Origin of the sequence: Zoogloea sp. (genome assembly GCF_041914405.1) — a bacterium.
In the GTDB taxonomy this organism is placed as follows: domain Bacteria; phylum Pseudomonadota; class Gammaproteobacteria; order Burkholderiales; family Rhodocyclaceae; genus Zoogloea.
On record NZ_JAYSDK010000005.1, the window covers coordinates 118,640 to 144,704 of the forward strand.

Consider the following 26,065-nt stretch of genomic DNA (forward strand, 5'->3'; position numbering starts at 1 on the left):
TTGCCGCTGATGCGCCTGCTGCAGCTGGTCAGCCCCGCGCTGCCGGTGGGCGCCTACACCTATTCGCAGGGCCTGGAGTGGGTCGTCGATTGCGGTGCGGTGAAGAGCGAGGCCCAGGTCGGCGAGTGGATCGGCGATGCGCTGGCCGGTGCTTTCGGCGGCTATGAGCTGCCGCTGCTGGCTTGCTTGCTGGATGTGTGGCGGGCCGGCGACGACGGCGAGGTGGCGGCGCTCAACGCCCGCTGCCTGGCCAGCCGCGAGACTTCCGAGCTGCGTGCCGAGACGGTGCAGATGGGGTACTCGCTGGTTCGCCTGCTGGTGGATCTGCCGGCCTTCGTCGAACTGCCCGGCTGGGTGGCGCGGCTGAAGGCGGTGGACGAGCCGGCCTTTCCGACCGCCTGGGCCGCCGCGGCGGCGGCCTGGCAGGTGCCGTCGGCCGATGCGCTGAACGGCTATGCCTGGGCCTGGCTGGAGAACATGGTGATGGCGGCGGTGAAGGCCGTGCCCCTTGGCCAGGCCGCCGGCCAGCGCCTGCTGTCGTCCCTGGCCGCGCAGGTGCCGGAGCGGGTCGCCGATGCGCTGCAGCGGCCGGCGGAGGCCTGGTCCAACTTCCAGCCGGGGCTGGCGATTGCCAGCTGCCGTCACGAGACGCAGTATTCCCGTCTGTTCCGTTCCTGAGAGTCCTGCATCGTGACTGCTCGTGCCGACGACGTTCCCCGTCTCGCCATCGCCTGCCAGGGCGGCGGCGCCCACACCGCCTTCACGGCGGGTGTGCTGGCCTACCTGTTTCTGTCCTTCGAGCATTTCAGGCGGGAAGGGCAGGAGAACCGCTGGTTCCGCCTGCAAGGCCTGTCCGGCACCTCGGGCGGGGCGCTCACCGCGGCGCTGGCGTGGAGCAAGGCCGACAGCTGGGCGATTGGTGCCCGCCGGGTGTTGAATTACTGGAACCGCAACAAGGCCAGCCTTGAGCTGGCCGGCAAGGCGCCCCTGTGGTGGGGCGAGTACTTCACCAACAAGGCCACGCAGTTCGCGCTGTCCCTGCAGGACTGGCTGCCCGACGTGAGCGTGCCGCCATCGCCCTTTCTGTCGACGCTGGTGCAGGCCCGCATGAAGGATGACCTGCGCGCCACTGTCGGGCTGTCGGCGGGCGACGAGCGTTTCTTCGGCCGGGAGGGGCTGGATCTCTTCGTCGGCGCGGTGGATGTGCTCGGCTATCCCGACCATCCCCAGAGCGCCTTCCGCACCTTTCCGGAGCGGCCTGGGGCCGGCATCCGCCTCGACGAACTGCTGGCCAGCGCCTGCATCCCCGAACTCTTCGTCGCCGCGCCGCTGGAGGTGGACAGCCGCAGCCGACCGGGCCACCGTGAAGCGCGTTTCTTCTGGGACGGCCTGTACTCCCAGAACCCGCCGATCAATGACTTCTTCATCAACCGCCCGCGGGAGGCCAAGCCCGACCTGCTGTGGGTGGTGCAGATCAACCCGAACCAGTACGAGGGCAGCGCCTGCGGCCCGGTGACGCCGTCCGAGCAGATCGACCGGCGTAATGAGCTGTCCGGCAACCTGTCCCTCGGCCAGGAGCTGCGCAGCATCGACGTGGTGAACAAGATCGCCACCCAACTGACTGGACTTCGCAAGCTCCCGCCCGAGCTGGCCGACTACAAGCGGGTCACCGTCAGCGTCGTCGGCCTCGGCGAGCGGCCGCGCAAGGACTTTGCTGGCGTGCGCCTCGACTACGCGTCCAAGCTCAACCGCGATCCGGCGTTCATCGATGCACTGATCGCCGAAGGCATCGCCGCGGCGGCCGAGGCGGCCTGCGGCGGACAGCTGCTGCAGCCCCACCCGAGCATGAGCCGGCAGCACTGCCGCTGCGATTTCTCCAACCCGGACTGGCCCGATCCCCGCGACCTGGCGGCCTTCCTGGCCGACGATCCGGCGCTGGCCCGTCAATGGGCGGCGCTGACCGCGGCGGGCTGAGCCCGGCCGGGCCCCGAACCCATCTCCAGAACTCAAAAAAAGGAAACGCTCCATGAAAGGCCAACCCCTCCGTGTCGGCATCGGCGGCCCCGTCGGCTCCGGCAAGACTGCCCTGACCCTGGCCCTGTGCCAGGCCCTGCGCGACAAGTACGACCTGTGCGTGGTCACCAACGACATCTACACCGCCGAGGACGCCCAGTTCCTGGTGCGCAACGAGGCCCTCACGCCCGAGCGCATCATCGGCGTGGAAACCGGCGGTTGCCCGCACACGGCGATCCGTGAAGACGCATCGATCAACTTGGAGGCGGTGGACCGCCTGATCCGCCTGTTCCCCGATGTGGAGCTGATCTTCGTCGAGTCCGGTGGCGACAACCTGGCGGCGACCTTCTCGCCGGAGCTGTCCGACCTGACGATCTACGTGATCGACGTGTCCGCCGGTGACAAGATCCCGCGCAAGGGCGGGCCGGGCATTACCAAGAGCGACCTGCTGGTCATCAACAAGATCGACCTGGCGCCGCTGGTCGGTGCATCGCTGGAAGTGATGGACCGGGACGCGAAGAAAATGCGCGGCGAGCGTCCCTTTATCTTCAGCAACCTGAAGACCGGTCAGGGGCTCGCCGACATCATCGCCTTCATCGAACGTCAAGGATTGTTGAAAGACGCCTGAAAGCGGCTGAAACCCTTATTGCGTGCGGATTCCGTAACACGATTGGAGTATGCTGGAGACACGTGGGCGGTCTGGGGAGGAGTCAGGCCGCCGGCGATTTTCCAACGGTTCGCATACCCACAATCAAGATCAAAACACACAGAAGGGAACAGTCGATGAGCGAAGAAAAGCAGAACTTCGAGGAATACTACGGTTATAAATTCGAGGAGCTGTCCGTCGGGCAGAGCGCCGTGTATGCACGCACCGTCACCGAGGCCGACATCCTGGCTTTCGCGGGCGTGACCGGCGACTTCAACCCCGTGCACGTCAACGAGGAACTGGCAGCGTCCACCATGTTCGGCGGGCGTATCGCCCACGGCATGCTGTCGGCCGGCTTCATCTCCACGGTGTTCGGCATGAAGCTGCCGGGGCCGGGCTGCATCTACCTGTCCCAGAGCCTGAAGTTCAAGGCGCCGGTGAAGATCGGCGACACCGTCACGGTGCGCTGCACGATCAAGGAACTCACCCCCGAGAAGCGCAAGGCCAAGTTCGACACCGTCGCCACGGTGAAGGGCAAGGTCGTGCTGGAAGGCGAGGCGGACATCATGGTGCCGGCCCGCTGAGCGGAAGCTGAGCTGACTTGAGCAAGCGGGCTGGCCTTGGGCCGGCCCGTTTCGTTTTGGGCGCCTGACTTGTCGGGCGGCCGGTGGCGATTCAGTTGCGGGAGGCAGACGGTCCGTCGAGCAGGGCCTGGCGGGTCAGCGGCTGGCCGAGGCGTTCCAGCCACCATGCAAGGGCCTTGCCCATGCGGTTGGCAGGCGTCTTGCGCCAGGCGTAGTTCACGTGGATGCGGCGCTCGTCACGCTCCACCCGCAGAGCCACCAGGCGGCCGGTTTCCACGTAGGGGCGGGCCAGGCACTCGGGCAGGAAGCCGACGCCGAGGCCGCGCAGCTGGGCCTCCAGCTTGGCTGGCATGCTGGCCACGGTGAAGACGTCCTGGCCGCCGAGCAGACCGACGGTGAGCCCCTCGCCGTGGCGGGCGGAGTCCGCGACGGCTACCGCCCGATGGGCGCGGATCTGCGCATCGCTGAGTGGTGCGGATTCCCGCGCCAGCGGATGGTGGGGCGCCACCGTGAAGATGAAGCGCTGGCTACCCAGCGGCTGGCTCTGGAAGCCCGGCCCGACCGGCGACTCGGTGACCACGCCGAGGGCCAGGTCGGCCTGGCCGGAGCTGAGGGCTTCCAGCGTGCCCGACAGGGTCTCGTCGCGCAGGCGCAGGCGGGTCGGTGGGTTGAGCGCGAGGAAATCCTGGCACAGCTCGAACAGCGTGGTGCGGTTGATGATGCTGTCCACGGCAATGGTGAAGCTGGCCTCCCAGCCGGTGGCGACGCGGCGCACCCGGTTGGCGATGGCGTCGATTTCGGCCAGCAGCCGGCCGCCTTCGCGCAGCAGTTCGGCGCCGGCCTCGGTGAGCCTGGCCTGGCGCGAGCTGCGGTCGAACAGCAGCACGTCGAGTGCATCCTCGATGCGCCGCACCCGGTAGGTGAGAGCGCTGGGTACCAGGCCGCAGGCGCGGGCCGCCGCGGCGAAGCTGCCGGCGTCGGCGATGGCCTGCAACATGGCCAGCGCGTCGGGGGTCAGAAGGTCCCGCGGGGTCGGGCGGTTTTGGGGCATGGCTCGGCTCATCGTTCAAACGCTTTGAATGATGACATCAAACCGCGTGAGCCGTTCAGGGCCGCTCGGGGGCTACAGTGGAGCCATCAACCAAGGAGGTATTCCATGCTTACCCTGCGCAAATCCCAGGACCGCGGCCACGCCGACCATGGCTGGCTGAAGAGCCAGCATTCCTTCTCCTTCGCCGGCTACTACGACCCGGCCCACGTGGGCTGGGGCAACCTGCTGGTCATCAACGAGGACCGCATCGCGCCGGGCACCGGCTTCGGCACCCACGGCCATCGGGACATGGAGATCGTCAGCTATGTGATGTCCGGCTCGCTGGCCCACAAGGACAGCATGGGCAATGGCACGGCGATTCCGCCGGGCGACGTGCAGCGCATGAGCGCCGGCAGCGGTGTGCGCCATAGCGAGTTCAACCACGCGACGGATTCGGTGACCCATTTCCTGCAGATCTGGATCGAGCCGAACCAGCTGGGCATCGCGCCGGGCTACGAGCAGAAGACCTTTCCCGACGCCGAGAAGCGCGGCCGCCTGCGCCTGGTGGCCTCGCCGGATGGTGCTGAAGGTTCGGTGCTGATCCACGCCGATGCGCGGCTCTACGCAGGCCTGCTGGATGGCACCGAAGCGGCCACGCTGACCCTGGACCCGGCCCGCAAGGCCTACGTGTTCCTCATCCGCGGTGCGCTGAGCGTCAATGGTCAGCGTCTGGAGGCCGGCGATGCGGCATTGCTCGCCAACGAAGCTGAAGTAGCGCTGACCGCCGGCAGCGATGCCGAAGTGCTGGTCTTCGACCTGGCACCGTGATGCCCTCGGTAACGCCTTGATTGGTAGCCCTGAACAACAAAACCAGACAGGAACGACATCCATGAACGCAGCCTTCACGCTTCCGCCCCTGATCGACGACCTCAGCCTGTCCTACCGCCTGCGCCCGGCCGAAGGCACGGCGCAGGGCCTGGTGGTCCTGCTGCACGGCGTCGGCAGCAACGAGGCCTCCATGGCCGGCCTGGCGGCAGTGCTGCCGCCATCGCTGGCGGTGGCCCTGGTCCGCTCGCCGATGCCCCTCGGCCCGTCGGCGTTCTGCGCCTTCCAGGTCAGTTTCACCGCCAACGGCCCGGTGATCGACGCGGAGGCGGCGGAAGTGACTCGCGGCAAGCTGGCGGTTTTTGTGGCCGACCTGCAGGCACGCCTTCGCATCCCCGCCGAGCGCACGGTGGTGGCCGGCTTCAGCCAGGGCGGCATCATGTCGGCGAGCCTGGCGCTGACCCATCCGGACAGCGTCGCCGGCTTCGCCATCCTGTCCGGGCGCATCCTGCCGGAGATTGCCCCACTGCTGGCGCCGGCCGCCGAACTGGCCCGCGTTCAGGCGCTGGTGACCCACGGCAGCTTCGACAACACATTGCCGGTAGCCTGGGCCGAGCGCAGCGATCAGTGGCTCGGCGAACTTGGGGTGAAACTCGAGTCCCACCGCTACCCGGCGGGCCATGAGATCACGCCGCAGATGGCGCGGGACTTCGTCGGCTGGGTGGGGCGCGTGCTGCCGGCCGCTTGAGCGGAACGCCACAAAAAAAGTGGGGACCCGAGGGTCCCCAAAAGTGCGCTCCAAGCCTGGAGAAGATGAATGCCGCCACTCATCCCCTCCGATTCCTACAATCGTTTCAGTGCTCCTGCAGGGCTTCGGCCTCCCTGGCTTTCGCTGCAGCCGCTTCCTGCAATTCCTTCAACCAACCGTGCTGGCACAGCTTGCGGCGGTTCTGTTCCATGACCAGACGGATGCGCGGCGCCACTTCGGCGTAGGGCGCCACGCCTTCGGCGCGGATGCTGTCGCAGCGGACGATGTGGTAGCCCAGCTCGGACTCCACGACCTCCGACAGTTCCCCCGGCGCCTTGGCGGCGAACAGGGCGGCGTCCAGCGCCGGGTAGAGCTTGCCGCGCTCCACGTCGCCGATCGTGCCGCCGTTCATCGCGGTCGGGCATTCCGAGTGCTTCAGGGCCTGTTCGGCGAAGCGCTTCGGGTCTTTCAGCAGGCGCTTGCGGATCTCGCTGATCTTCTTCAGGGCCAGCGCCGGGGCGTTTTCCGGCAGGTCCGGGTTGATCGTGACGAGGATGTGTGAGGCGCCGCGCCTCTCGGTGCGCATGAACTGCTCGCGGTGCATGTGGTAGAAGATCTGCACGTCCAGTTCGGCCACCTTGGCGGACTTGGCCGACACCCGGTCGAGGACCGCTTCCACCTTCAATTCCCGTTGCAGCGCCGAGGTCAGCAGCGCCTCGTCGAGGTTCTGCGCCGCCAGTGCATTGGTGAAGTCCTGCTCGGATTCGTAGCGCCCGCGGATCTCCTGAAAGGCGTCGTCCAGCGTGCGTTGGGGCACCACGACGCCCTGGGCCTCTGGCGCGGTGAGCACCAGGGTCTCGATGTCGAGTTGCTTCCTGGCCACCTGGCGCACATGGCGCAGTTCCCGCTCGGACAGCTCGCCCGGCATCTTTTCGTAGATGCCGTGGGCGGTCTTGAAGACCAGGTAGGGCAGGGTGGTGTCGGGGACGACGGCGAGCGTGCTCATGACACGTCCTCCTCATCCTCTTCGGTATCGATCTCGCCGGCCTGTTCTTCCAGCGGCAGGCTTTCGAGGGCGCTTTCCGGCACCTGCAGCACCCAGCCCGGCACGTGCAGGTGGTACTGGACGCCACCGGGCAGGTCGCGCAGCACGCGCATGATCTCGCCCTTGGTGCCAGGTTCGGCGCGGATCTCGCCGCCCACCGCGAGGGTGACTGCGCAGCGCACCTTCTCGCGGACTTCGAACTTGCTCTCCACCCAGTGCTCGTCCTCACCGAGGAGTTCTTCCTCCCGGCAGCCGACGATCATGTCTTCCTGCAGGAAGTACACCGAGTAGATGAGCTGGTCCTGCAGATAGCTGCCCACGTCGCGGACAATGCCCATCGAGCCGCGGCGGATCAGGAAGTCGCCGACGTCCTTGCCCGGAAAAGTGCCGTCGTTGCGCACGTTGCGTGTGACGCGGACAGTCTGGCCGTACTCGAAGCGGGGAAGCATGATGGTTCTCCTGGACGGGCGGCGTCAGACCTTGGGGCTGGTCAGGCTTTCCAGCGGTACGAAGGAGGTGCCGGCGGCTTTCTGCAGGACCACGAAGACCCGCTCGGTCAGCGCGTCGGACTGCACGAAGTCCAGGTAGGCCTGGGTCAGCCACTTGGTGTAGAACTCGCGTGCCGGCGCTTCGTCGGCGGGGGCCGGGCCCTGGGCCTTGATGTAGTTGTGGTAGCGCTGGAGGATGTGCAGGCGGTTCACATGGACCGTCTTGGCGTCGTACTCCACGCCGAAGTAGTCGAGAAACTCCTCGGCCGACGAAAGGTCTTCGAGGGCTTCTTCCAGGGTGAGATCAACGTCACTCATGATGGGCTCCTAGGCTACGGTTGGGGTTCAGATTGAATGGGCCGTGAAATCGACGGCCACGATGTTGCCGCTGGCGCGGATCTGGGCGACCTCGATGAGGGGGCGCACGCCGAGGCGGTCGCGCTCATCCACGTCGGCCAGCGTGCCGAGCATCGCCAGGGCGTCGTCGATGCGTTGCTGGCGCAGGGCGAGCACAGCCTTGGCCTTGAGGGACAACAGCCAGAAGCGGGCTGCGGTGGCGGCGCTTTCGAGGCCGGTCTTGACCTGCTCGACGGTCAGCTCGCGCCAGTCCGTGGGGTAGCCGATGCCTTCGCCGGAGATCGCCAGCGCCTTGTCGGCGATGAGGTCGGCGGCGTCCAGGCGGTTCTGATAGAAGTAGTAGCGGTACAGCGCGACGATGACTTCCAGGTGGCGCGGGGCCAGTTCTTCTGCGCGCAGCAGCAGCGCCTCGGTCTCCGGCTCCGGGTACAGCTTTGAGGCCTCGTTGATCAGCGCGGTCACCTCGGGGGCGATCGGGTCGTCGAAGTACAGCGGGCCGGCGTCGAAGTCGAGCAGATCCATGGTGGCCTCAGTGTTCTTCCCGGGCAGACTGGATCATCGAGCTGCAGTCGCAGTTGTCGGTGCATTCGCCACACTCTTCCGGGTCGAGCCCGGCGGCGGCCATGCGCGATTCGAGCACCTTGACCCGGTCAAGCAGACAGGCCAGCGCCTTGCCGACGGGGTCGGGCACCAGGTGATGGTCCAGGTCCAGCCCGTCGGGGCCGCGGCGGCCTTCGCTGCGCACGATGCGGCCGGGGATGCCGACCACCGTGCGGTCGGCCGGTACATCCTTCACAACCACTGAATTGGCGCCGACGCGGACCCGTTCGCCGATGGTGATCGGGCCGAGGATCTTGGCGCCGGCTCCAACCACGACACCGCTCGAGAGGGTGGGGTGACGTTTGCCTTTGCGCCAGGAGGTGCCGCCGAGGGTGACCCCGTGATAAAGCGTGACGTCGTGGCCGATTTCGGCGGTTTCGCCGATGACGACCCCGGCGCCGTGGTCGATGAAGAGGCGGCGGCCGATTGCAGCGGCCGGGTGGATATCCACATTGGTCAGCATCCGGGAAAAGAACTGGAGGACCCGGGCCGGATAACGCAGGCCGCGGCTCCACAGGGCATGGCCGACGCGGTAGGCCATGATGGCGTGCACGCCGGGGTAGGTGGTCAGCACTTCCCAGCGACTGCGGGCGGCCGGGTCGCGGCTCATCACCGAGTCGATGTCTTCCTTCAGCAGCGCGAAGAGGCCCTGGGGCGCTTCGCCGGCGACCGGTGCGGCGGGCAGGGAGACGTTGGCGGCGGGGGGCATGTTCGGATCCTTACGAAGGGGTGCGGACATGGTGCGGGCGGTCGGACGACAGGGAGTGCAGTTCGGCGATGAAGCGGCGCAGGTCGGCCGGGCCGGGCGTGCGCTTGGTGCGTTCGACGAAGCCGCGGATGCGTGGCAGCAGCGCACCGGCCTCGTCGTCGTGGATCGGCACACCCATGCGGGCGTAGGCGGCGATCACGCCGGCGCTGCCGGAGTGCTTGCCGAGCACCATGCGGTGCTCACGGCCGACCTCGGCCGGGTCGATGGCCTGGTAGTTGGCCGGATCCTTCAGCAGGCCATCCACGTGGATACCGGCTTCATGGGTGAACACGCCTTCGCCGACTACGCTCTTTTGCCAGCCCACCGGCCGGCCAGCGGCGCGGGCCACCTGGTGCGACAGGGCCTGGATGCCGGCCAGGTCGAGCCCGGTGGCAAATCCATGGAGCTTGACCAGGCCAAGGGCGACCTCTTCCAGCGCGGCGTTGCCGGCCCGCTCGCCAAGGCCATTGACGGTGGTATTCACATGCGTGGCGCCGGCGCGCACGGCCGCCAGGGTGTTGGCGGTGGCCAGGCCCAGGTCGTCGTGGGCGTGCATCTCCAGTTCCAGATCGCAGTGGGCGCGCAGGTCGGCAAAGCGCTCGAAGGTGCCGAAAGGCTCCATTACGCCGAGGGTGTCGGCAAAGCGCAGGCGCCGGGCGCCGGCTTGCTGGGCGGCCTCGGCGATCTGCAGCAGGAAGGCGGGGTCGGCGCGGGACGCATCCTCGCAGCCGACCAGCACTTCGAATCCCATGTCGCGGGCCCGCGGCACCAGGCTGGCGATCTGCTCCAGCACCCACTCCCGGTCGCGCCGCAGCTTGTGGCGGATCTGCTGGTCGGAAGCGGAGATGGACAGGTCCACCATCCAGGCGTCGAGGCCGCTGCAGGCTGCCAGATCATCCAGCCGCATCCGGCACCACACCACCAGGCGGGAGGCGAGACCGGCGTGGGCGCAGGCCTGGATGCTCTCCCGCTCGACGGCGCCCATCGCCGGGATGCCGATTTCGAGTTCGGGCACACCGATGTCGCTCAGGCCGCGGGCAATGGCGAGCTTCTCTGAGAGGGTGAAGGCCACCCCGGCGGATTGCTCGCCGTCGCGCAGCGTGGTGTCGTTGATGACGACACGCGGCGCGCTGGCGGGGGCGGAGGGCTGGATGAAATCAAGCATATGCGGGGGCGAAGGCTTTTTCCGGATCGGCGACCGGGCCGTTCTCGCCCCAGTAGGGCGACAGCTTGCGCAACTGGGCGACGATCGGCGGCACCGCGGCGATGACCCGCTCGATCTCTTCCTCGGTCGTGTAGCGGCTGAGGGAGAAACGCACCGTGCCGTGGGCGGCGGTGTAGGGAATCCCCATCGCCCGCATCACGTGGGACGGCTCCAGGCTGCCGGAGGTGCAGGCCGAGCCGCTGGAGGCGGCAATGCCCTGCTTGTTGAGCAGCATCAGGATCGCCTCGCCCTCGATGTATTCGAAGGCGATGTTGGCGGTGTTAGGCAGACGGTTGTCCGGGTTGCCGGTGACGAAGGCGTGGGGCACCACGGCCAGGATGCCGGCCTCGAGCTTGTCGCGCAGGGCCTTCACATAGGTGCGCTCGTGCTCCATGGCTTCCATCGCCAGCTCGGCAGCGACGCCGAGGCCGATGATGCTCGGCGCGTTCTCGGTGCCAGCCCGGCGGCCGCGTTCCTGGTGGCCACCGCGCAGCAGCGGGCGGAAGCGCACGCCACGGCGCACGTAGAGCACGCCGATGCCCTTGGGGGCGTGCAGCTTGTGGCCAGACACCGACAGCATGTCGATCTTGGTGGCGGCCAGGTTGATGTCGATCTTGCCGACCGCCTGCACGGCATCGGTATGGAACAGCACGCCGGCCGCGTTGGCCATCTCGGCCATCTCGACCACCGGGAAGTAGGTGCCGGTCTCGTTGTTGGCCCACATCACCGACACCACGGCGACCTTGTCGCTGAGCACCTTGGCGTAGTCGTCGAGGTTCAGGCCACCCTTGTTGTCCACCTTGAGGCGGTGGATGGTGTAGCCCTCTTTCTCCAGCTGCTCGCACAGGCTGAGGACGGCCGGGTGTTCCACCACGGTGGTGATGATTTCCTTGCGCTCCGGCTGGGCCTTGAGGGCGGACAGGATGGCCGTGCTGTCGGATTCGGTGCCGCAGGACGTGAACACGATCTCGGAGTCGAATTCGGCGCCCAGCAGTTTCTGAACCTTGGCACGGGCAGCCTTGAGCGCCACGCCGACCTTGTTACCGAAACTGTGCATGCTGGAGGCATTGCCGAACTGCTCCGTGAAATAGGGCAGCATTGCTTCCACGACCTTCGGGTCGCAGGCTGTCGTGGCGTTGTTGTCGAGATAGATCGGGGTGGGGGTGCTCATTTTTCTTAGCCTCCGTGAGCGTGGGACGCGCAGGCGTGGGCCTGGGCCTTGGCGGCGGGCACGACGCGGACGAACTCGCCGAGGGCTTCGATCATCTTGGTCTGGATGCCGGCCAGCGTGGCGGCTTCCATCTGGCAGCCGGAGCAGGCGCCGCTGAGGTTCACCAGGATGTTCTTGCCTTCGATGTCCACCAGCTCGATGTCGCCCCGGTCGGCCAGCAGGGTCGGGCGCACCGCGGCGATGACTTCCTCGATCTTGCGGATGCGGGCCAGGGTGCCGAGCTTGGCGGGTGCCGCTTCGGCGACGGCCGGCTTGGCTTTCTTGGCGCCGGCGGGCACGAAGGTCTCGCCGCGTTCGGCCATCACCTTGGTGAGGATTTCCTCGATCGGCTCGTGGCAGGTGGAGCAGCCGCCGCCGGCCTTGGTGTAGTTGGTGACCTCTTCGACCGTGGAGAGCTTGTTGGCGCGGATGGTGTCCTCGATCATCTGGCTATCGACGGCGAAGCACTTGCAGACCAGCGCGCCTTCCTCGTGGTCGTCGCTCCATTCTTCGCCGCGGTAGTTGGCAATGGCGGCGTGGAGGGCTTCGCGGCCCATCACGGAGCAGTGCATCTTTTCCGGCGGCAGGCCGTCGAGGAAGTCGGCGATGTCCTGGTTGCTGATCTGCTTGGCTTCGTCGAGGGTCATGCCCTTGACCATCTCGGTCAGCGCCGAGGAGGAGGCGATCGCCGAGCCGCAGCCGAAGGTCTGGAAGTGCGCGTCCTGGATGATCTCGGTGACCGGGTCGACCTTCAGCATCAGGCGCAGCGCGTCGCCGCAGGAGATGGAGCCGACGTCGCCGGTGGCGTTGGCACCTTCCAGCGGACCCGTGTTACGCGGGTTGTAGAAGTGCTCTTTGACTTTTTCGGTGTAGTCCCACATGGCTGTCTCCTTCGATCAGGCTGCGAAGGACTGGCCGCATTCGCAGGACTTGGCCGCCTTGGGGTTCTCGAACTTGAAGCCGCTGCCGGACAGGGAATCGACGAAGTCGATGGTGGTGCCTTCGATCAGCGGTGCGGAGTACGGGTCGATCAGCACGGTGAGGCCATCGATGACGAGCACGTTGTCGTCGTCCTGCTTTTCGGCTTCGAGCTTCATGTTGTATTGCAGGCCGGCGCAACCGCCGCCCGACACCACGATGCGCAGTCCCGCCACCGGATCGGCAGCCGTCGAAATGAAGCGGGAAACAGCCTTACACGCATTAGGGGTGAGGGTGATCATGGTTTTCTCCTGGGGGTGATTGGGTTGTGAGCGCAACTCAGTGTTGCAACCCGTGTGCCAGCCTGGAGAAACTGCGCAATGCTTTGAAATATAAGGATTGTTTTGTTTTTTGTGGCGTACGTCGCGGTGTGGGATAGGCGACGCGACAAGGGGATTGTCGGGTTCGTTACAGGATGGGGCTCTTGTGGGAGTCCTGTGGAGGCTTCTTGCAGGGGGCCTTCCTGTGGGGGCGAATGGAGCTCCAAGAGGGAAGGCGGGCGCCAAAAGCAAAACGGGCGCCCGAGGGCGCCCGTTGTCGTACTGGCTGCTGGCGGTGCTTAGTTGATCTTGGCAGCCTTGGCCAGTTCCTGGAGGTGCTGTTCCACCGTCTGCGCCTGCAGGCGCTGGGTGATCTGCGGCTTGGCTTCCTCGAAGCTGGGCAGCTTGAGGTCGCGCACTTCGTCGAGCTGGATCACGTGGTAGCCGAAGGGGGTCTGCACCGGGGCTTGGGTGTAAGTGCCCGGGGTCAGGCCGGCGAGGGCCTTGGCAAACGGCTCGACGAAGCTGCTCGGCACGGTCCAGCCGAGGTCACCGCCCTTGTCCTTGGTGCCGGGGTCGGTGGACAGGCTGGCCAGCTTGTCGAACTTCTCGCCCATCTTGAGGCGTTCGATGATGTCCTTGGCTTCCTTCTCTTCCTTCACGAGGATGTGGCGGGACTTGAATTCCTTGTTGCCGGTCTGGGCGACGAGGCGGTCGTACTCGGCCTTGGCGGCGGCGTCGGTGACCGGATGGCTCTGGATGTAGTCGGCCACGTAGGCGTTGGCGATGATCTGGTGGCGGGCCAGGTCGGCCTGCAGGGCGATTTCGGGCTTGCGGTCGAGACCCTTCTTCTTGGCGGCCTGGTTGAGCAGCTCGGTCTGGATCAGGCGGCCGCGGATCTCGTTGGTGAGTTGCGGGCCGTCGGTGGCGCCCTGGGCCTTGGCACGATCCGCCAGCAGGTCGTAGGCGCCCTGGGGAATGCCCACGCCATTGACCGTGGCCACCACGTTTTTGCCGGCGGCGCCCTTGGCCGGCTCGGCGGCGAAGGCGGGGGCCTGGGCCAGCAGGCCGGCGATCAGGGTGAGGGGGAGAAGGGGCCGGAGAAACTTCATGAGGATTCCTTGGGTTGTGCTGTCTGATGTGGCGAAGTCGGCTGCACAGGCGGCCGGACGCGCGCTGAATACGTGTTTGGAGTCGCGCCCCGCAGTATTCCGAAGGGGAGCATGCCCCGTCAACGCGCTGAAGCAGGCTGCAAGCCCGCTGACAGCTTGTCGTCTGCCTCGTGGAGGTAATCGAGGGTGATGTTGGTGAGGGATCTGACGCCGATTTTCAGCACCTGCTCGTCGATCCAGAAGCGCGGTGAGTGGTTCGGGAAGACCTTTTCCGCCGGCGTACCGTCGGGGACGACGCCGAGGAAGTAGAAGAAGCCAGGGATGATCTTCTGGTAGGCCGAGAAGTCCTCCGAGACGGTCACCTTGGGGTTCTCGAAGACCTGCCCGCTGCCCAGCGTCGTGCGCAGGGAGCGGGTGCCCAGCTCGGCCAGCCTGGCATCGTTGATCAACACATCGTAGTTGGGGGCGACGGACACCTCAGCGCTGCCGCCGGCGCTCCTGGCGATGGCATCCGCGGTCGTCGCCACGCGGCGCTGGATGTCGCGGCGCATGCCTTCGTCCAGCGCGCGGATCATGCCGCTCATCTCCACGGTTTCGGGAATGATGTTGGGCCGGTTGCCGCCGTGGACGGTGGCGATGGTGACCACCGACGGTTCCTGCAGCACATTTACCTGGCGGCTCTGGATGGTCTGGATGCCGAGCACCACCTGCGAGGCCAGCACAACCGGATCGACGCCCAGCCAGGGTAGCGCGGAGTGGGTCTGGCTGCCCTTGACGACGATGCGGAAGGTGTCGCCGCTGGCCATCAGCGTGCCGGCCCGTACGCCGGCCTTGCCGAGGGGCGTACGGCTGTTGAGGTGCAGCCCGAAGATCGCCGCCGGCACCGGGTTGCGCAGCGCGCCTTCGCGGATCATCAGTGCCGCGCCGCCATCCTCGCCGGGGGGCGGGCCTTCCTCGGCGGGCTGGAAGATGAACTTAACTGTGCCGGGCAGCTGTGCCCGCATCGTGGCCAGCACTTCAGCGACGCCCATCAGGATCGCGGTATGGCCGTCGTGGCCGCACACATGGGCGACACCGACGTCCTCACCCATCCAGTTGGCGCGAGCCTTCGACGCGAAGGGCTGATTGCTCTGTTCTGTGACGGGCAGGGCGTCCATGTCGGCCCGCAGGGCCACGACGGGGCCAGGCAGACCGCCGCGCAGGAGGGCGACGACGCCCGTGCGGCCAATGCCGGTCTGCACATCGAGGCCGAGGCGTTTGAGGTGCTCAGCGACCAGCGCCGCGGTGCGGAACTCCCGGTTGCCCAGCTCGGGGTGCTGGTGGATGTCACGCCGCCAGGCGATGAGCCGGGGCTCCAGCGCGTCGGCCAGTTGGTCCACCTGTTGCCGCTCGCTCGTATCTGCCTGGGCGTAGGCGACCGCACCGAGGCAAACCGCCAGTCCACCGAGAAGTTGCCGCATGGTGAGAGCCCTTGTATGCCGATGCATTGACTGTACGCAGCACCGGGGTGAAATCAAGCCGATTGAGGATGGCGGCCTTTTTTCCGGTACAGCATGATCGGTGCGCAACGGTTGTCGTCGTGGTAGATGCCGACGCAGTCGAGGCACTGGAAGCAGTCGTCGTAGCGGATCGCGCCAGACTTCTCGATGGCGTCGTAGGCGCAGCGGTGGCGGCAGGTCTGGCAGGGCTGGCCGCATTCCTGACGGCGCGGCAGCCAGTCAAGGAAGCGCAGCTTGCCGCCGAGGGTCATCGCCGCGCCGAGCGGGCACAGATAGCGGCAGAAGAACTTGTAGTACAGCCCGCCGAGGACGAGCAGCAGCACCGCGTAGGCGACGAAGGGCCAGCTGCGGTCGAAGCCGACGGTGATGGCGGTCTTGAAGGGTTCCACTTCGACGCCGGTCTCGGCCAGCCGTGGGGCGAAGGCGGCGGCAGCCACCAGCGCGGCGAGGATCGCGTAGCGCCCGCGGTCTAGGGTGCGGGCGACGGTGGCCGGCAGACGCAGCCGCGGCAGGCGCAGCGCGCGGGCCAGCAGCGCGGCAAATTCCTGCAGCGCGCCGAAGGGGCATAGCCAGCCGCAGAAGGTGCCGCGGCCCCACACCACGAAGCTGATCGCGGTGAAGGCGATCAGCAGCAGGCTCACCGGGTCGTACAGGAAGCTCTTGAGGCCGGCGCCGGCCGCTACCGATTTGATCGCGCCGGTGATCTGCACGATGGACAGCTGGCCTTGCGCGTACCAGCCGATGTAGCCGAGGGTGAAGGCCAGGAAGGCCAGCCGGAAGATCTTCAGCCGGCGCGCCGACACGGAGATCCAGCGCGGGCGGGCGAGCACCGCGGACAGCAGGATCAGCGCGGCGGCGATGATGGCCAGCTCCGCGGCCCGGTCCTTCCAGGCGATCAGCCAGTCGGAAAGCGGCGCCGGCGGGCGAGAGAACAGTTCTTCCGGGGCCTGGTAGTCGAGGCTCACGCTGCGCTGGGTGAGGATCGGCAGCATCGAGCCCTTGGCGCGGGTGATGGTCAGCTCGAAGCGCACCGGCGCGGCCGGATCGACGCCGGACATCGGCGGTACGCGCAGCACCAGCGCGGCGTTGAGGGGCGGCGCGCCGGCCGGCGGGCGTGGCGACAGGTCCAAGTCGCGCAGCTCCACCGGGCCGCCCCCTTGGCTGAAGGCCAGCCGGGCCGGCACGGTGCCGCGGGTGAAGTCGTCGTCGATGAAGGCGTCGCGCCCCGCGCTGGCCACCCAGTAGGCCTGCTGGCCGGGTTCCAGGCGGCGCATCAGGTCGGCGTGGCCGGCGTCGCCGAGGATCGCCCGGCCGATGGTCGGCGCGTTGAGGTAGGCAACGTAGAGGTCGGTGAAGGTGTCGTCCGGCCGAGCCAGCGCGTCGGCATCCACGCCGGCGCCGTCCGTGCCGGCGAACTGCTTTTCCACGTCGGCGTTGCTGAGGTGCAGGCGGCCGATGGCGCCGGACTTCACCAGTTCGGCAAAGCTGCGGTGTTCATAGACGTCGGTGCGTACTTCGGCGACGGGCCCCTTGTCAGCGGCCGGCGCGGCGAAGCCGAGGCGGGCACGGGCCACGGCGAGGGCCGAGGTCAGTACGGTCTGGTTGACGATGCGCACCGAGGCGGTGGCCTTGCTGACGCCGTCCAGCACCACACGCTTGCTGCCGGCGCCGCTGCGGGTGTTGCCGTACAGGCTGGAGACGGTGATCTCCTGCTTGAGGCTCTTGTTGCGGTACTGGAGCAGGAAGTCGCGCAGCGGGCCTTCGCCGAGGCCGGACAGGAAGACCGGTTCGTGCTGGCGGATCAGCTCCACGTCCATGAAGCCGCCCTTGCGGTCGAGGCTGACCAGCAGGTTGAGCGGGGTGCCCTCGAAGCCGGGAATCGGCGCCAGGTCGATGGATTCGAAGGCGTAGGCGACCGGGCCGGCCTCGGGTTCCAGCTCCGAGGTGATCGGCCAGGCCGGGATGTCGCGCAGCTTCTCGCCCACGTGCAGCGGGGGCGGAAAGCGGCGGGCGATGTCGGCGTGGTTCAACTCGCCGGCCTTGGCCTGGAAGGCCAGCCCGGCGAGCAGAAGGATGAGCAGGCCCGCGAGGATGCGGCGGAACAGGTGGCGCGCGATCCCCGTGGGCATGGCGGCGCTCAGTGGGCTTCGAGCTGCTTCTTGAGGGCGTCGAGGCCGCTGGTGTAGATGCCGCTCACGGCCTTGCGGGCGCCGGCGTCATCGGCACCTTCTGCCGGCTTCTCGTCCTTGCGGCGGAAGGTGGACGACCACTCCACGTGGCTGCCACCCTTGGCCGGCTTGACGGTGAGGGTGGACACGTAGCCGCTGACCGGCAGCGGGGAATCGATGATGCGGTAGGTGTAGCTGTGGGCGGCGGCCTTGTAGGCGACCAGTTCCTCGACCAGCTTCGCGCCGTCCTTGGTGGTGACGGTGCGTACCGCGCCCTTGGTGTTGTTCTTCCCCTTGTCGAGGGTGGTACCGCCGACGGCCGGGTGCCAGCCGAGGTTGTCGAAGCTGCTGACGACTTCCCACACTTTGGCGGGCGGCGCGGCGATGTCGATCTGTTCCTTCACCTTCAGTTCGGGGCGGGCGGCAAGCGCTGGCGTGGCAACGGCAGCGGCAAGGACGGCGGCGACAATCGTGTTGCGGTAGCTCATGGGTTTCTCGCTGGTTGAGGGAAAAGAGGTGCCGGTTTGTGGGCTGAGTCTGCTGGGCAGTTGATCCGCAGGTGCCTGCATTCGCCCTCGGAGCGAATGCAGGCACCTGCGGGCGAATGAATTCGCCCCTACACCTGGATTAATCCGGAGCGCACGGCGGCCATGGCCAGTTCGGCCATGTTCTGAACGCCGAGCTTTTGCTTGATGTGGTACAGGTGGGTGCCGACAGTGTTGGGGCTGAGGTGGAAGTCGCTGGCCACTTCGGCCACCGAGCGGCCCTGGGCAAGCTGCAGGAACACGTTGAACTCCTTGTCGGTGAGCGCCTCGGCCGGATGTTCCGGGCGGTCGGCGCGGCGCAGCGCGCTGGCGATCTCGGGGTCGATGTAGCGTTGGCCGGCGGCGATCTGGCTGACTGCCTGCAGCAGCTCCTCGGGAGGGCTGCGCTTGCACAGGTAGCCGGCGGCGCCGAGTTTGAGGGCCCGCTCGGCGGTGATTGCGTCGGCATGGGCGGAGGCGATCAGCACGCGGGTCTGCGGCTTTCTGGCCATGATCCGCTCCAGCGCGGCGAGGCCGCCGCAGCCTGGCATCGACAAGTCCATCACCAGCACGTCCGGATCCTGGGTGGCCATCAGTTGCTGGGCGGCTTCGCCGCTGTCGGCCTCGTCGATGACCTGGGCGCCGACCCCCTCGAGGAGCAGACGGAAGCCCATGCGTACGATGGCGTGGTCGTCGGCGAGGATGATGCGCAGCTTGCTGAGGTTCGGGCTCATGGTGCGGCGGGCTCCGTGCTGGGGGCGGATGCGTCGTCGGCAGGGCCGGCGGACTGCGTGATCGGCAGGCGGGCGCGGATGCGCGTCCCACCGGTGGATGGGCTGGAGATTTCGAGGCTGCCACCGAGTTCGGCGACCCGTTCGCGCATGCCGGCGAGGCCGAAGCCAGCCTGGCCTGGGGCCGGCATGATGCCGCGCCCGTTGTCGCTGACTTCGACGGTCAGGGCTTGCCCCTCCCGCAGCAGGCGGATGCGGGTCTTGCTGGCGAGGGCATGGCGGACGATGTTGGTGCACGACTCCTGGACGATCCGCAGGGCGGTGAGCGTCACTTCGTCGGGTAGCGGGCTGGGGCCGGCGAACAGCTCGGTGGTGAGTTCGATGTCGCTATGGCGCTGGCTCCAGGCCGCGAGGTAGCTGCGTACTGCGTCGTCGAGGGTTTCCTGGGGACCACTGCGTGGCGGGCGCAGGCGGGTCAGCAGCGCTCGCACATCGCCCTGCATGCGCGAGGTGACGTCGCGGATCACCTCGGCGCTCTGGCGGATGGCCGGGGCGTCGGCGCTGCGCTGGACGATGGCACCGGCCAGTGCGGCCACTGCGGTGATGCTTTGGCCGAGTTCGTCGTGGAGTTCCCGGGCGATGGCCTTGCGGTCGGCTTCGAGCCTGTCGGTGACGGTGCGTGCGAGGGCCTGCTCCTGGCTCAGGCGGACGTTCTCGGCTACCGCCCGCTCGAGGCGCAGGGCCATGGAGTTGAAGGCTTCGGCCAGGTGCGCCAGCTCCCTGGGGCCATTCACCGGCAGTCGGGTGTCGAAGTTGCCTTCGCCGGCCCTGTCGAGGGCCGCCATCACGGTGCCGAGGGGTTTGAGGGCGCGGTCGATGGCGAACCAGCAGCCGACAAACAGGCCGGCCAGTGCCAGCAGCGCGCGGGTTGCGGCGGCGGTGAGGTCGTCCCACAGGTCGAGCACCGAGCGGGATGCGTCCGGCAGCAGGCTCAGGCTCAGCGTGCCAGCCTGCAGGTTGAGGGCCGGCAGTTCGGGCTTCAGCCAGTCGAAGAACCACTCCGGCGCATTGCGGCCGGCCTTGTAGGCCGAGGGAGGCGACCGGTACAGCAGCTTGCCGTCGGCGCCGCGGGCCTCCAACTGGTGGGCGCGGATGCGGCCGACCGCATTGAGGTGGGCGAGCAGGCGGGCTTCGGTCCACGCCGGGTCGCCGGCGGCGGTGCCTTGGGCGGAAACGGTCAGCCACTGGGTGGCGACCCGGTTGGCGGCGGTGATCTCCTCGGTGATGGCCATGCGGGCATCGCGGATCCACAGAGCTGCGCCGGTCAGCACGAAGGCTGCGGCCAGCGCGGTGAGCACCAGGCTGACGCGCAGACGCAGGGACAGGCGCTGCGGGGCGGGCAGGCCGGCAGGGGCGATGTCCATGGCAGCGTCGGACTCCAGGGAACAGGCGGAGGCGTTCATGCGGGCTTGTCCAGCTTGAACAGGACCGGCACGACGATCTGGATCTCCTTGTTCTGCAGCGCCTCCGGCGGGCGTGGCAGGGTGCCGGTGTTGGTGACCAGCTGCACGGCGTTCTGGTCGAGGACCTCGAAGCCGCTTGAGCGCACTACCTGGGTGGCGACGATGTTGCCCTTGCGGGCGATGGTGATGCGCACCTGGACTTCGCCTTCCCAGCCGCGCATGGCGGCCAGGCGCGGGTACTGCTGGTGGCGGGCGAACAGGGATGACAGGCTGCGTCCGTAGCGTTCGAGCAGCGCCGGATCGGGCGGCTCGTCGGCGGCCAGGAAGGGCGTGACGTCCACGCGAGGCGCGGCAACAGGCGTCGGATTTGCGGCCGGCGCGGGCGGGCGCGGGGTGTTGTCGGCGGCCAGCGCCGGCGTGGCGGGGGGCGGGGCCGCAGGCTCCGCCGCCCGGACGATGGGGGCCGGCGCAGCCTCGGGGCGTGCCGGGCGGGTCAGGATGGGTGTCGGTCTGGGAGCCTGGGTCGCCACGGGGGGCGGTGTCCGATGGACCGGCTGAGCCTCGGCCGGCATGGTCACGGCGGGACGGGCGGGGGGCGGGGCTTCCGGGGCTGGCTGCGGGACGCGCAATACCACCTGCAGCGGACGTGGCAGTTCTGCCGCCTGCTCCGGCTTCCAGCCTTGCTGGGCGAGCAGGGCCAGGTGCAGCCCGACTGACAGCCCGATCGCCAGCTTCAGCGGGCGGGGCAGTGCCGCCGGGCGTGGCCAGGTGGTGTCGGGCAACAGGGGCAGCGTGCTCATCTAGTGTTTCTCCCGGGGCGGGACAAGGCCTGCTGCTCGTAGGCCGGATAGAGCTGGCCTACGGAGCGGCGGTATTCCGCTTCGACTACCGCCAGGCGGCGGAATTCGGCGGGCGGCTGGATGGCCAGCACTTCGGTCATGTCGAGGCCGTCTTCGGCGGCTTGGCGCAGGTTGCCGTCGAGCCAGCTTAGCCAAGCACGGGTCTGGCGGATCGGTGCGGTGTCCCGGGCTACCGGGCCGTGGCCGGGCACCACCTGCTTGAAGCCGAGGCCTTCGAGGCGGTTCAGGGCCTTCTGCCAGGCCGCCAGGTTGGCGTGGGGCGTGGTGGGCGCACGGTCGTTGAAGACCAGGTCGCCGGCAAACAGCACGCCGGTGCTCCGGTCGAGGATCGCCAGGTCAGCGCCCGTGTGGCCGTCGAGGGCGATCAGTTCAAGGTGATGGCCGCCCAGCTCAAGGGGGCCGGCGGTGAGCGGTTTGGCCGGGGCCTGCACGTCGGTGCCGGCCATCCAGTCGCCGGCCAGGCGGTACATGTTCTCGTTGAAGGTGCCGCCTTCACTGTGTATGCCGCTGATGGTGCCAGGCAGCGCGGCCAGGCTCTCGGGGGCGAAGGCCTGGTTGCCGAGGAAGTGGTCCGGGTGGTGGTGGGTGTTAACCACCATCGTCACCGGCTTGTCGGTAACGCGGGCGATGGCGCGCTTGAGTTGTTCGCCGTAGGCCCGTGACGGCCCGCTGTCAATGACCAGCACGCCGGCCGAGGTGACGATGAAGCCGGTATTGACGATGTTGCCGCCGTTGGTGGTGCTGAAGTCCTCGCTGCGCCCGACCAGGACCCAGGTGCCGTCGGCGATGGCCACCGGTTGCAGGCCGTAGTCCATGTCGGCGGCGGCGAGCAGTAGGGCCCAGCCGAGGGTGAACAGGGCGATGGCGGAACGGGAGGCGCGACTCAGGATGCTCATTTTTCGATTACGGCCGAAATGGCGTTGCCGTTGTTGTCACGTCCGCTCACCCGGTAGCCGGCGGCCGTCCGGGCGGCGGGGATGTCTACCGAGAACACGGGGTTTTCGGCCAGCGGTTCGAAGCCCTCGATGTGCATCAGCGGGGCACCCTGCTCGTCGGTGAGCTTCAGTTCCTGAATGTAGAACGCCGGTACGCCGGCGGCGAGGCCGGTGTCCTCCGGGTGGATGATGCGCAGGCGGATGCGCTCGCCGCCTTCCTTGCGTTCCCACACCCGGCTGCTGACCTCGCCGAGGCGCTTCTGCCATTCCGGCGAAGCGCTGCCGGCGGAGGGCAGGGTGCAGCCGCCACCGGTGGTGTTTACCCAGGTGCCACCCACGTGCCAGACGCCGTCGCGGGTCTTGACCGCGGCGCGGACCGGCGTGGATTGCTGCAGCTTGATGCGGAAGCCGAGGCCCGGGTGTGCGCCTTCCGGACGGAAGCGGACGATACGGGTGATCGGATTGAAGTCGGCGAAGACCAGCACCTCGGTGGCGTCGGGCAGCGCGCTCGCGTCCACGCTGACCGGCACGTTGAGGGCGTTCTCGGCGGTCAGCGGCGCGCTGACCTTCACGCGGCTGTCGAAGAGCACCCGCGCCTTGGCCGGGAAGAATTCCTTGCGCATGTCGCCCCAGCGGGGCGAGTCGAGGGGGTCGGCCTGCCGGTCGCCCGGAGCCGCCTGGACTGCGCCAAGTGTAAGACAGCTGGCGAGCAGCAAGGCCGCCACGCCGCGTACGCGATGCATTGTCAAATTTGTCTCCTGACTGGCGGCCTGGCCTGTGGCGGCACGCTCTGTTCTATGTATAGGCATGGGTGCAAGAGCTGTGCCAAGCAAATGAGGGCTTTCGCCGCAGCCTCTGGCCTTCTATCTTCATGCTGTGGGGCACGCGCTGGGGTCTGTCCCGAATGAAGCAAAAGTGCAGTGGGGGCGAATTCATTCGCCCGCGGACGCTGATTAACGGGTGAAGGGCGAGTGAATTCGCCCCTACAGGGTGGCGGAATGCGCCGAAGGAAGGACTGTTCTTCATGCGCTGCAGCATGTCCTGCTTCGGGTTGTTTCAACTTGGAGCACTTGGTGTGGAATGAAGCAGATGTATCGGCAGGATGAGACGGCGCGACAGGTGTCGCGTCTTGACGGTGGGTTTTCCCGGACGCCAACTGCCCGTTTTGTATCGGGAATTTTTCCCGACCCGGAAAAAGGGAGGCCCGGGCGGGACGTAATGGCACAGCTCTTGCGGTTTTAGCCCTGCAGCACGTTTCGGTTGGGCCGGGAGGTGGCCGTCCCGGATCGTGCTTCAGCACCTTCTCAAAGGAGACACTCAATGATCCAAAGGAGCAAAACAATGAAAAAACCGTTTGCGCTGTCCCTGATCGCGGCAGCACTGATGGTTGCAGGTTCCGTCCAGGCCAAGGAAGTCACCGACGCTGACATCTCCAATGATGCCAAGACCACCGGCGACGTCGTCCACTTCGGCCTCGGTCAGCAAGGCCAGCGCTACAGCACCCTGGACAAGATCAACACCAAGACCGTCAAGAACCTGGTGCCCGTTTGGTCCTTCTCCTTTGGTGGTGAGAAGCAGCGCGGCCAGGAATCCCAGCCCCTCGTCTTCGACGGCAAGATGTACGTGACCGCTTCCTACAGCCGTATCTTTGCGCTGGACGCCAAGACCGGTAAGAAGCTGTGGAAGTACGAGCACCGCCTGCCCGAAGGCATCATGCCCTGCTGTGACGTGATCAACCGCGGCGCAGCCCTGTACGACAACCTGGTGATCTTCGCGACCCTCGACGCCCAGCTCGTGGCCCTGAACAAGGACACCGGCAAGGTTGTCTGGAAGGAGAAGATCGATGACTACGCCGCCGGCTACTCCGCTTCCGCCGCGCCGCTGATCGTCAAGGGCATGGTCGTGACCGGCGTGTCCGGTGGCGAATTCGGCGTCGAAGGCCGTCTGGAAGCCCGCGATGCCAAGACCGGCAAGCTGATCTGGACCCGTCCGACCGTCGAAGGTCACATGGGCTACAAGTGGGAGAACGGCCAGAAAGTCGAGAACGGCATCTCCGGCACCCTCAACGCCACCTGGACCGGCGACCTGTGGAAGACCGGCGGCGCCGCCACCTGGAACGGTGCCACTTACGACCCCGACACCAACCTGATCTTCGTTGGCACCGGCAACCCGTCCCCGTGGAACAGCCACCTGCGCCCCGGCGACAACCTGTTCTCGTCCGCCACCGTGGCCATCAACCCGGATACCGGCAAGATCGTCTGGCACTACCAGACCACTCCGCATGACGGCTGGGACTTCGACGGTGTGAACGAATTCGTGTCCTTCGACTACAAGGATCCGAAGACCGGCAAGGTCATCAAGGCGGGCGGCAAGGCCGACCGTAACGGTTTCTTCTTCGTCATCGACCGTACCAACGGCAAGCTGATCAACGCCTTCCCGTTCGTCAAGGACATCACCTGGGCGAAGGGCATCGACCTGAACACCGGCCGTCCGATCTACGTGGATGACAACCGTCCGGGCAACCCGGCCGCCGGCGAAGACGGCAAGAAGGGCAAGACCGTGTTTGCGGCCCCGTCCTTCCTGGGCGGCAAGAACCAGATGCAGATGGCCTACAACCCGAAGACCGGCCTGTTCTACGTGCCGGCCAACGAGTGGGGCATGGACATCTGGAACGAGCCGGTCTCCTACAAGCGTGGCGCGGCCTACCTGGGCGCAGGCTTCACCATCAAGGCCCTGCATGACGACTACATCGGCGCGCTGCGCGCGGTCGATCCGGTCGCCGGCAAGATCGTGTGGGAGAACAAGAACTTCGCTCCGCTGTGGGGCGGCGTGCTGACCACCGCTGGCAACCTGAGCTTCTACGGTACGCCGGAAGGCTACCTGAAGGCGCTGGACGCCAAGACCGGCAAGGAAGTCTGGTCCTTCCAGACCGGCTCCGGCGTGGTGGCCCCCCCGATCACCTGGGAAGAAGGCGGCGAGCAGTACGTGGCCGTCGTGTCCGGCTGGGGCGGTGCGGTTCCCCTGTGGGGCGGCGACGTGGCCCGTCGCGTGAACTTCCTCGAGCAGGGCGGTTCCGTGTGGGTCTTCAAGCTGCACAACGGCAAGTAATTGTCGAAGTCCGCGGCACCGCGCAAGCGGTGCCACGGATGGAAAAACGGCACGGATGCTTTGGGGGCTCCGTGCCGTTTTTTTATGGGATGTGATTTCCGGTGGGCTTCTTCCTGCGGGGCTCTTCTGTGGGGGCGAATGAATTCGCCCCCACAGCCCCCGGACCTCGGTAGATTTCCCGTGTCTTCAGGGACTTGATGCTGGGGGTGCGTTTCTGAGCCCTTTGCAGGTTGCCCCGGTTTTCATGTCGACGGCTTGTCCTGCAGAAACTGGATCAAGGCCTGGAAATTGGCGGCGGCCTTGCCGCTGGGGTCGACGATGCTGTGGCTGAAGTACTTCTCGATATTGGCCGCTGTGATGACCGTGTTGAGCGGATCGTAGGTCGTGCCGTTGGCGCCGCCCGCCGTGTGTCCCATCATCCGGGTCAAGGCGATCTGGCCGATGCCGGCGGCAGCCTCCTTGTTGCCGCTTGCCACGGCCTTGTCGTACAGCGCCTTTTCGGCGGGGCTGAGATTCGCCATTGTGTTGACGAGTCCGGTGGCCTTTTGCAGGTAATCGAGATCGTCCGCGGTCAGCGCGTCAGGCGATTTGCCTTGGGCGGCAATCTCGGCAAGCCGCTTGTCGTTGGCGAACAGGTAGGCTTGATCTTCCGCGGAGCGGTTGACCGGACCGTGGGTCCGGATCTCCGCTAGGCGGGCGGCGACGCCCCCGTCGTCATTGGTGGCAGAGGAAGGGGCCGAGGCGGCAAGCGCGTCCCGTGCGGTCTGGGAAATGCGGACGGTATCGGCAGGATTTGCCGAGGAAGCAGCCGGAGTCTGCCGGAGCGAAGCCGTTCGAACCAATTCTGCCGCGTAGCCAAGGCGTGACGTGGCCTGGATGATCATGATGCGCCTCCGATTTCAGATGCTCGATGTCAGTGCAACGAGCAT

Annotated in this window: 27 protein-coding genes; 7 read left to right on the forward strand and 20 right to left on the reverse strand. The window is 67.1% G+C overall.

Going from position 1 to position 26,065, the window contains the following annotated elements; all coding sequences use genetic code 11:
• Window positions 1-9: 9 nt before the first annotated feature.
• The 4 genes from ACE3RX_RS04755 (at window position 10) to ACE3RX_RS04770 (ending at window position 3,243) form a co-directional block, all read left to right on the forward strand.
• Complete coding sequence (locus ACE3RX_RS04755; RefSeq protein ID WP_374480972.1) at window positions 10-678, forward strand: urease accessory protein UreF; 669 nt, start codon at window positions 10-12, stop codon at window positions 676-678.
• 12 nt (window positions 679-690) lie between these two features.
• Window positions 691-1,974, forward strand: coding sequence for a patatin-like phospholipase family protein (locus ACE3RX_RS04760; protein ID WP_374480852.1), 1,284 nt, complete (start codon window positions 691-693; stop codon window positions 1,972-1,974).
• A 52-nt stretch (window positions 1,975-2,026) separates the two neighbouring features.
• Complete coding sequence (ureG, locus tag ACE3RX_RS04765; protein ID WP_374480854.1) at window positions 2,027-2,641, forward strand: urease accessory protein UreG; 615 nt, start codon at window positions 2,027-2,029, stop codon at window positions 2,639-2,641.
• A 155-nt stretch (window positions 2,642-2,796) separates the two neighbouring features.
• Window positions 2,797-3,243 carry a MaoC family dehydratase gene (locus tag ACE3RX_RS04770; protein ID WP_374480856.1) on the forward strand — a complete coding sequence of 149 codons (447 nt, stop codon included), beginning with the start codon at window positions 2,797-2,799 and terminating at the stop codon, window positions 3,241-3,243.
• 91 nt (window positions 3,244-3,334) lie between these two features.
• On the opposite strand, the gene ACE3RX_RS04775 is transcribed toward ACE3RX_RS04770, so the two are convergent.
• The gene (locus ACE3RX_RS04775; RefSeq protein WP_374480858.1) at window positions 3,335-4,294 is read right to left on the reverse strand and encodes a LysR substrate-binding domain-containing protein; all 960 of its coding nucleotides are present in this window, start codon (window positions 4,292-4,294) and stop codon (window positions 3,335-3,337) included.
• A 105-nt stretch (window positions 4,295-4,399) separates the two neighbouring features.
• On the opposite strand from ACE3RX_RS04775, the gene ACE3RX_RS04780 reads away from it, so the two are divergent.
• Together ACE3RX_RS04780 and ACE3RX_RS04785 are read left to right on the forward strand one after the other, a co-directional pair.
• Window positions 4,400-5,101, forward strand: coding sequence for a pirin family protein (locus tag ACE3RX_RS04780; RefSeq protein ID WP_374480860.1), 702 nt, complete (start codon window positions 4,400-4,402; stop codon window positions 5,099-5,101).
• A 61-nt stretch (window positions 5,102-5,162) separates the two neighbouring features.
• The gene (locus ACE3RX_RS04785; RefSeq protein ID WP_374480862.1) at window positions 5,163-5,846 is read left to right on the forward strand and encodes an alpha/beta hydrolase; all 684 of its coding nucleotides are present in this window, start codon (window positions 5,163-5,165) and stop codon (window positions 5,844-5,846) included.
• A 106-nt stretch (window positions 5,847-5,952) separates the two neighbouring features.
• On the opposite strand, the gene nifM is transcribed toward ACE3RX_RS04785, so the two are convergent.
• The 18 genes from nifM to ACE3RX_RS04875 all read right to left on the reverse strand — a co-directional run bounded on the left by nifM (window position 5,953) and on the right by ACE3RX_RS04875 (window position 22,771).
• Window positions 5,953-6,852, reverse strand: a complete 900-nt coding sequence (gene nifM / locus ACE3RX_RS04790; protein WP_374480864.1) for a nitrogen fixation protein NifM — start codon at window positions 6,850-6,852, stop codon at window positions 5,953-5,955.
• Entirely contained in the window at window positions 6,849-7,340 is a 492-nt protein-coding gene (locus tag ACE3RX_RS04795; RefSeq protein WP_374480866.1) for a nitrogen fixation protein NifZ, read from the reverse strand. The genes nifM and ACE3RX_RS04795 overlap by 4 nt, the downstream gene beginning before the upstream one ends.
• Window positions 7,341-7,364: 24 nt before the next feature.
• Entirely contained in the window at window positions 7,365-7,697 is a 333-nt protein-coding gene (nifW, locus tag ACE3RX_RS04800) for a nitrogenase-stabilizing/protective protein NifW (protein ID WP_374480868.1), read from the reverse strand.
• A 27-nt stretch (window positions 7,698-7,724) separates the two neighbouring features.
• A complete protein-coding gene (locus ACE3RX_RS04805; protein WP_374480870.1) occupies window positions 7,725-8,258 on the reverse strand; it encodes a hypothetical protein in 534 nt (177 codons plus the stop codon).
• 7 nt (window positions 8,259-8,265) lie between these two features.
• Window positions 8,266-9,045, reverse strand: coding sequence for a serine O-acetyltransferase (gene cysE, locus ACE3RX_RS04810; protein ID WP_374480872.1), 780 nt, complete (start codon window positions 9,043-9,045; stop codon window positions 8,266-8,268).
• Window positions 9,046-9,055: 10 nt separating this feature from the next.
• Window positions 9,056-10,249, reverse strand: a complete 1,194-nt coding sequence (nifV, locus tag ACE3RX_RS04815) for a homocitrate synthase (RefSeq protein ID WP_374480874.1) — start codon at window positions 10,247-10,249, stop codon at window positions 9,056-9,058.
• On the reverse strand, window positions 10,242-11,459 hold the full coding sequence (gene nifS / locus ACE3RX_RS04820; protein WP_374480876.1) for a cysteine desulfurase NifS: 1,218 nt from the start codon (window positions 11,457-11,459) through the stop codon (window positions 10,242-10,244). Before nifS ends, nifV begins: the two co-directional genes overlap by 8 nt.
• A 5-nt stretch (window positions 11,460-11,464) precedes the next feature.
• Window positions 11,465-12,379 carry a Fe-S cluster assembly protein NifU gene (nifU, locus tag ACE3RX_RS04825; RefSeq protein WP_374480878.1) on the reverse strand — a complete coding sequence of 305 codons (915 nt, stop codon included), beginning with the start codon at window positions 12,377-12,379 and terminating at the stop codon, window positions 11,465-11,467.
• Between the two features lie 15 nt (window positions 12,380-12,394).
• A complete protein-coding gene (locus tag ACE3RX_RS04830; RefSeq protein ID WP_374480880.1) occupies window positions 12,395-12,718 on the reverse strand; it encodes a HesB/IscA family protein in 324 nt (107 codons plus the stop codon).
• Between the two features lie 317 nt (window positions 12,719-13,035).
• Window positions 13,036-13,848: a peptidyl-prolyl cis-trans isomerase gene (locus ACE3RX_RS04835; protein WP_374480882.1), complete on the reverse strand. Its 813-nt coding sequence runs from the start codon at window positions 13,846-13,848 to the stop codon at window positions 13,036-13,038.
• A gap of 119 nt (window positions 13,849-13,967) precedes the next feature.
• A complete protein-coding gene (locus ACE3RX_RS04840; protein WP_374480884.1) occupies window positions 13,968-15,308 on the reverse strand; it encodes an amidohydrolase in 1,341 nt (446 codons plus the stop codon).
• A 53-nt stretch (window positions 15,309-15,361) separates the two neighbouring features.
• Window positions 15,362-17,476, reverse strand: coding sequence for a 4Fe-4S binding protein (locus ACE3RX_RS04845; protein WP_374480886.1), 2,115 nt, complete (start codon window positions 17,474-17,476; stop codon window positions 15,362-15,364).
• A gap of 8 nt (window positions 17,477-17,484) precedes the next feature.
• A complete protein-coding gene (locus ACE3RX_RS04850; protein WP_374480888.1) occupies window positions 17,485-18,003 on the reverse strand; it encodes an SRPBCC family protein in 519 nt (172 codons plus the stop codon).
• 128 nt (window positions 18,004-18,131) lie between these two features.
• Window positions 18,132-18,773, reverse strand: a complete 642-nt coding sequence (locus ACE3RX_RS04855) for a response regulator (protein WP_374480890.1) — start codon at window positions 18,771-18,773, stop codon at window positions 18,132-18,134.
• On the reverse strand, window positions 18,770-20,233 hold the full coding sequence (locus tag ACE3RX_RS04860; protein WP_374480892.1) for an ATP-binding protein: 1,464 nt from the start codon (window positions 20,231-20,233) through the stop codon (window positions 18,770-18,772). Before ACE3RX_RS04860 ends, ACE3RX_RS04855 begins: the two co-directional genes overlap by 4 nt.
• A complete protein-coding gene (locus ACE3RX_RS04865; RefSeq protein WP_374480894.1) occupies window positions 20,230-21,033 on the reverse strand; it encodes an energy transducer TonB in 804 nt (267 codons plus the stop codon). The genes ACE3RX_RS04860 and ACE3RX_RS04865 overlap by 4 nt, the downstream gene beginning before the upstream one ends.
• Window positions 21,030-21,989 (reverse strand): quinoprotein relay system zinc metallohydrolase 1, encoded by a 960-nt coding sequence (locus tag ACE3RX_RS04870; RefSeq protein ID WP_374480896.1) that lies wholly within the window; start codon window positions 21,987-21,989, stop codon window positions 21,030-21,032. The genes ACE3RX_RS04865 and ACE3RX_RS04870 overlap by 4 nt, the downstream gene beginning before the upstream one ends.
• Window positions 21,986-22,771, reverse strand: coding sequence for a quinoprotein dehydrogenase-associated SoxYZ-like carrier (locus tag ACE3RX_RS04875; protein WP_374480898.1), 786 nt, complete (start codon window positions 22,769-22,771; stop codon window positions 21,986-21,988). Before ACE3RX_RS04875 ends, ACE3RX_RS04870 begins: the two co-directional genes overlap by 4 nt.
• 598 nt (window positions 22,772-23,369) lie before the next feature.
• On the opposite strand from ACE3RX_RS04875, the gene ACE3RX_RS04880 reads away from it, so the two are divergent.
• Window positions 23,370-25,136: a PQQ-dependent methanol/ethanol family dehydrogenase gene (locus tag ACE3RX_RS04880; protein ID WP_374480900.1), complete on the forward strand. Its 1,767-nt coding sequence runs from the start codon at window positions 23,370-23,372 to the stop codon at window positions 25,134-25,136.
• 242 nt (window positions 25,137-25,378) lie between these two features.
• Here ACE3RX_RS04880 and ACE3RX_RS04885 read toward each other — a convergent pair whose 3' ends face one another.
• Entirely contained in the window at window positions 25,379-26,020 is a 642-nt protein-coding gene (locus ACE3RX_RS04885; RefSeq protein WP_374480902.1) for a hypothetical protein, read from the reverse strand.
• Between the last annotated feature and the right edge of the window lie 45 nt (window positions 26,021-26,065).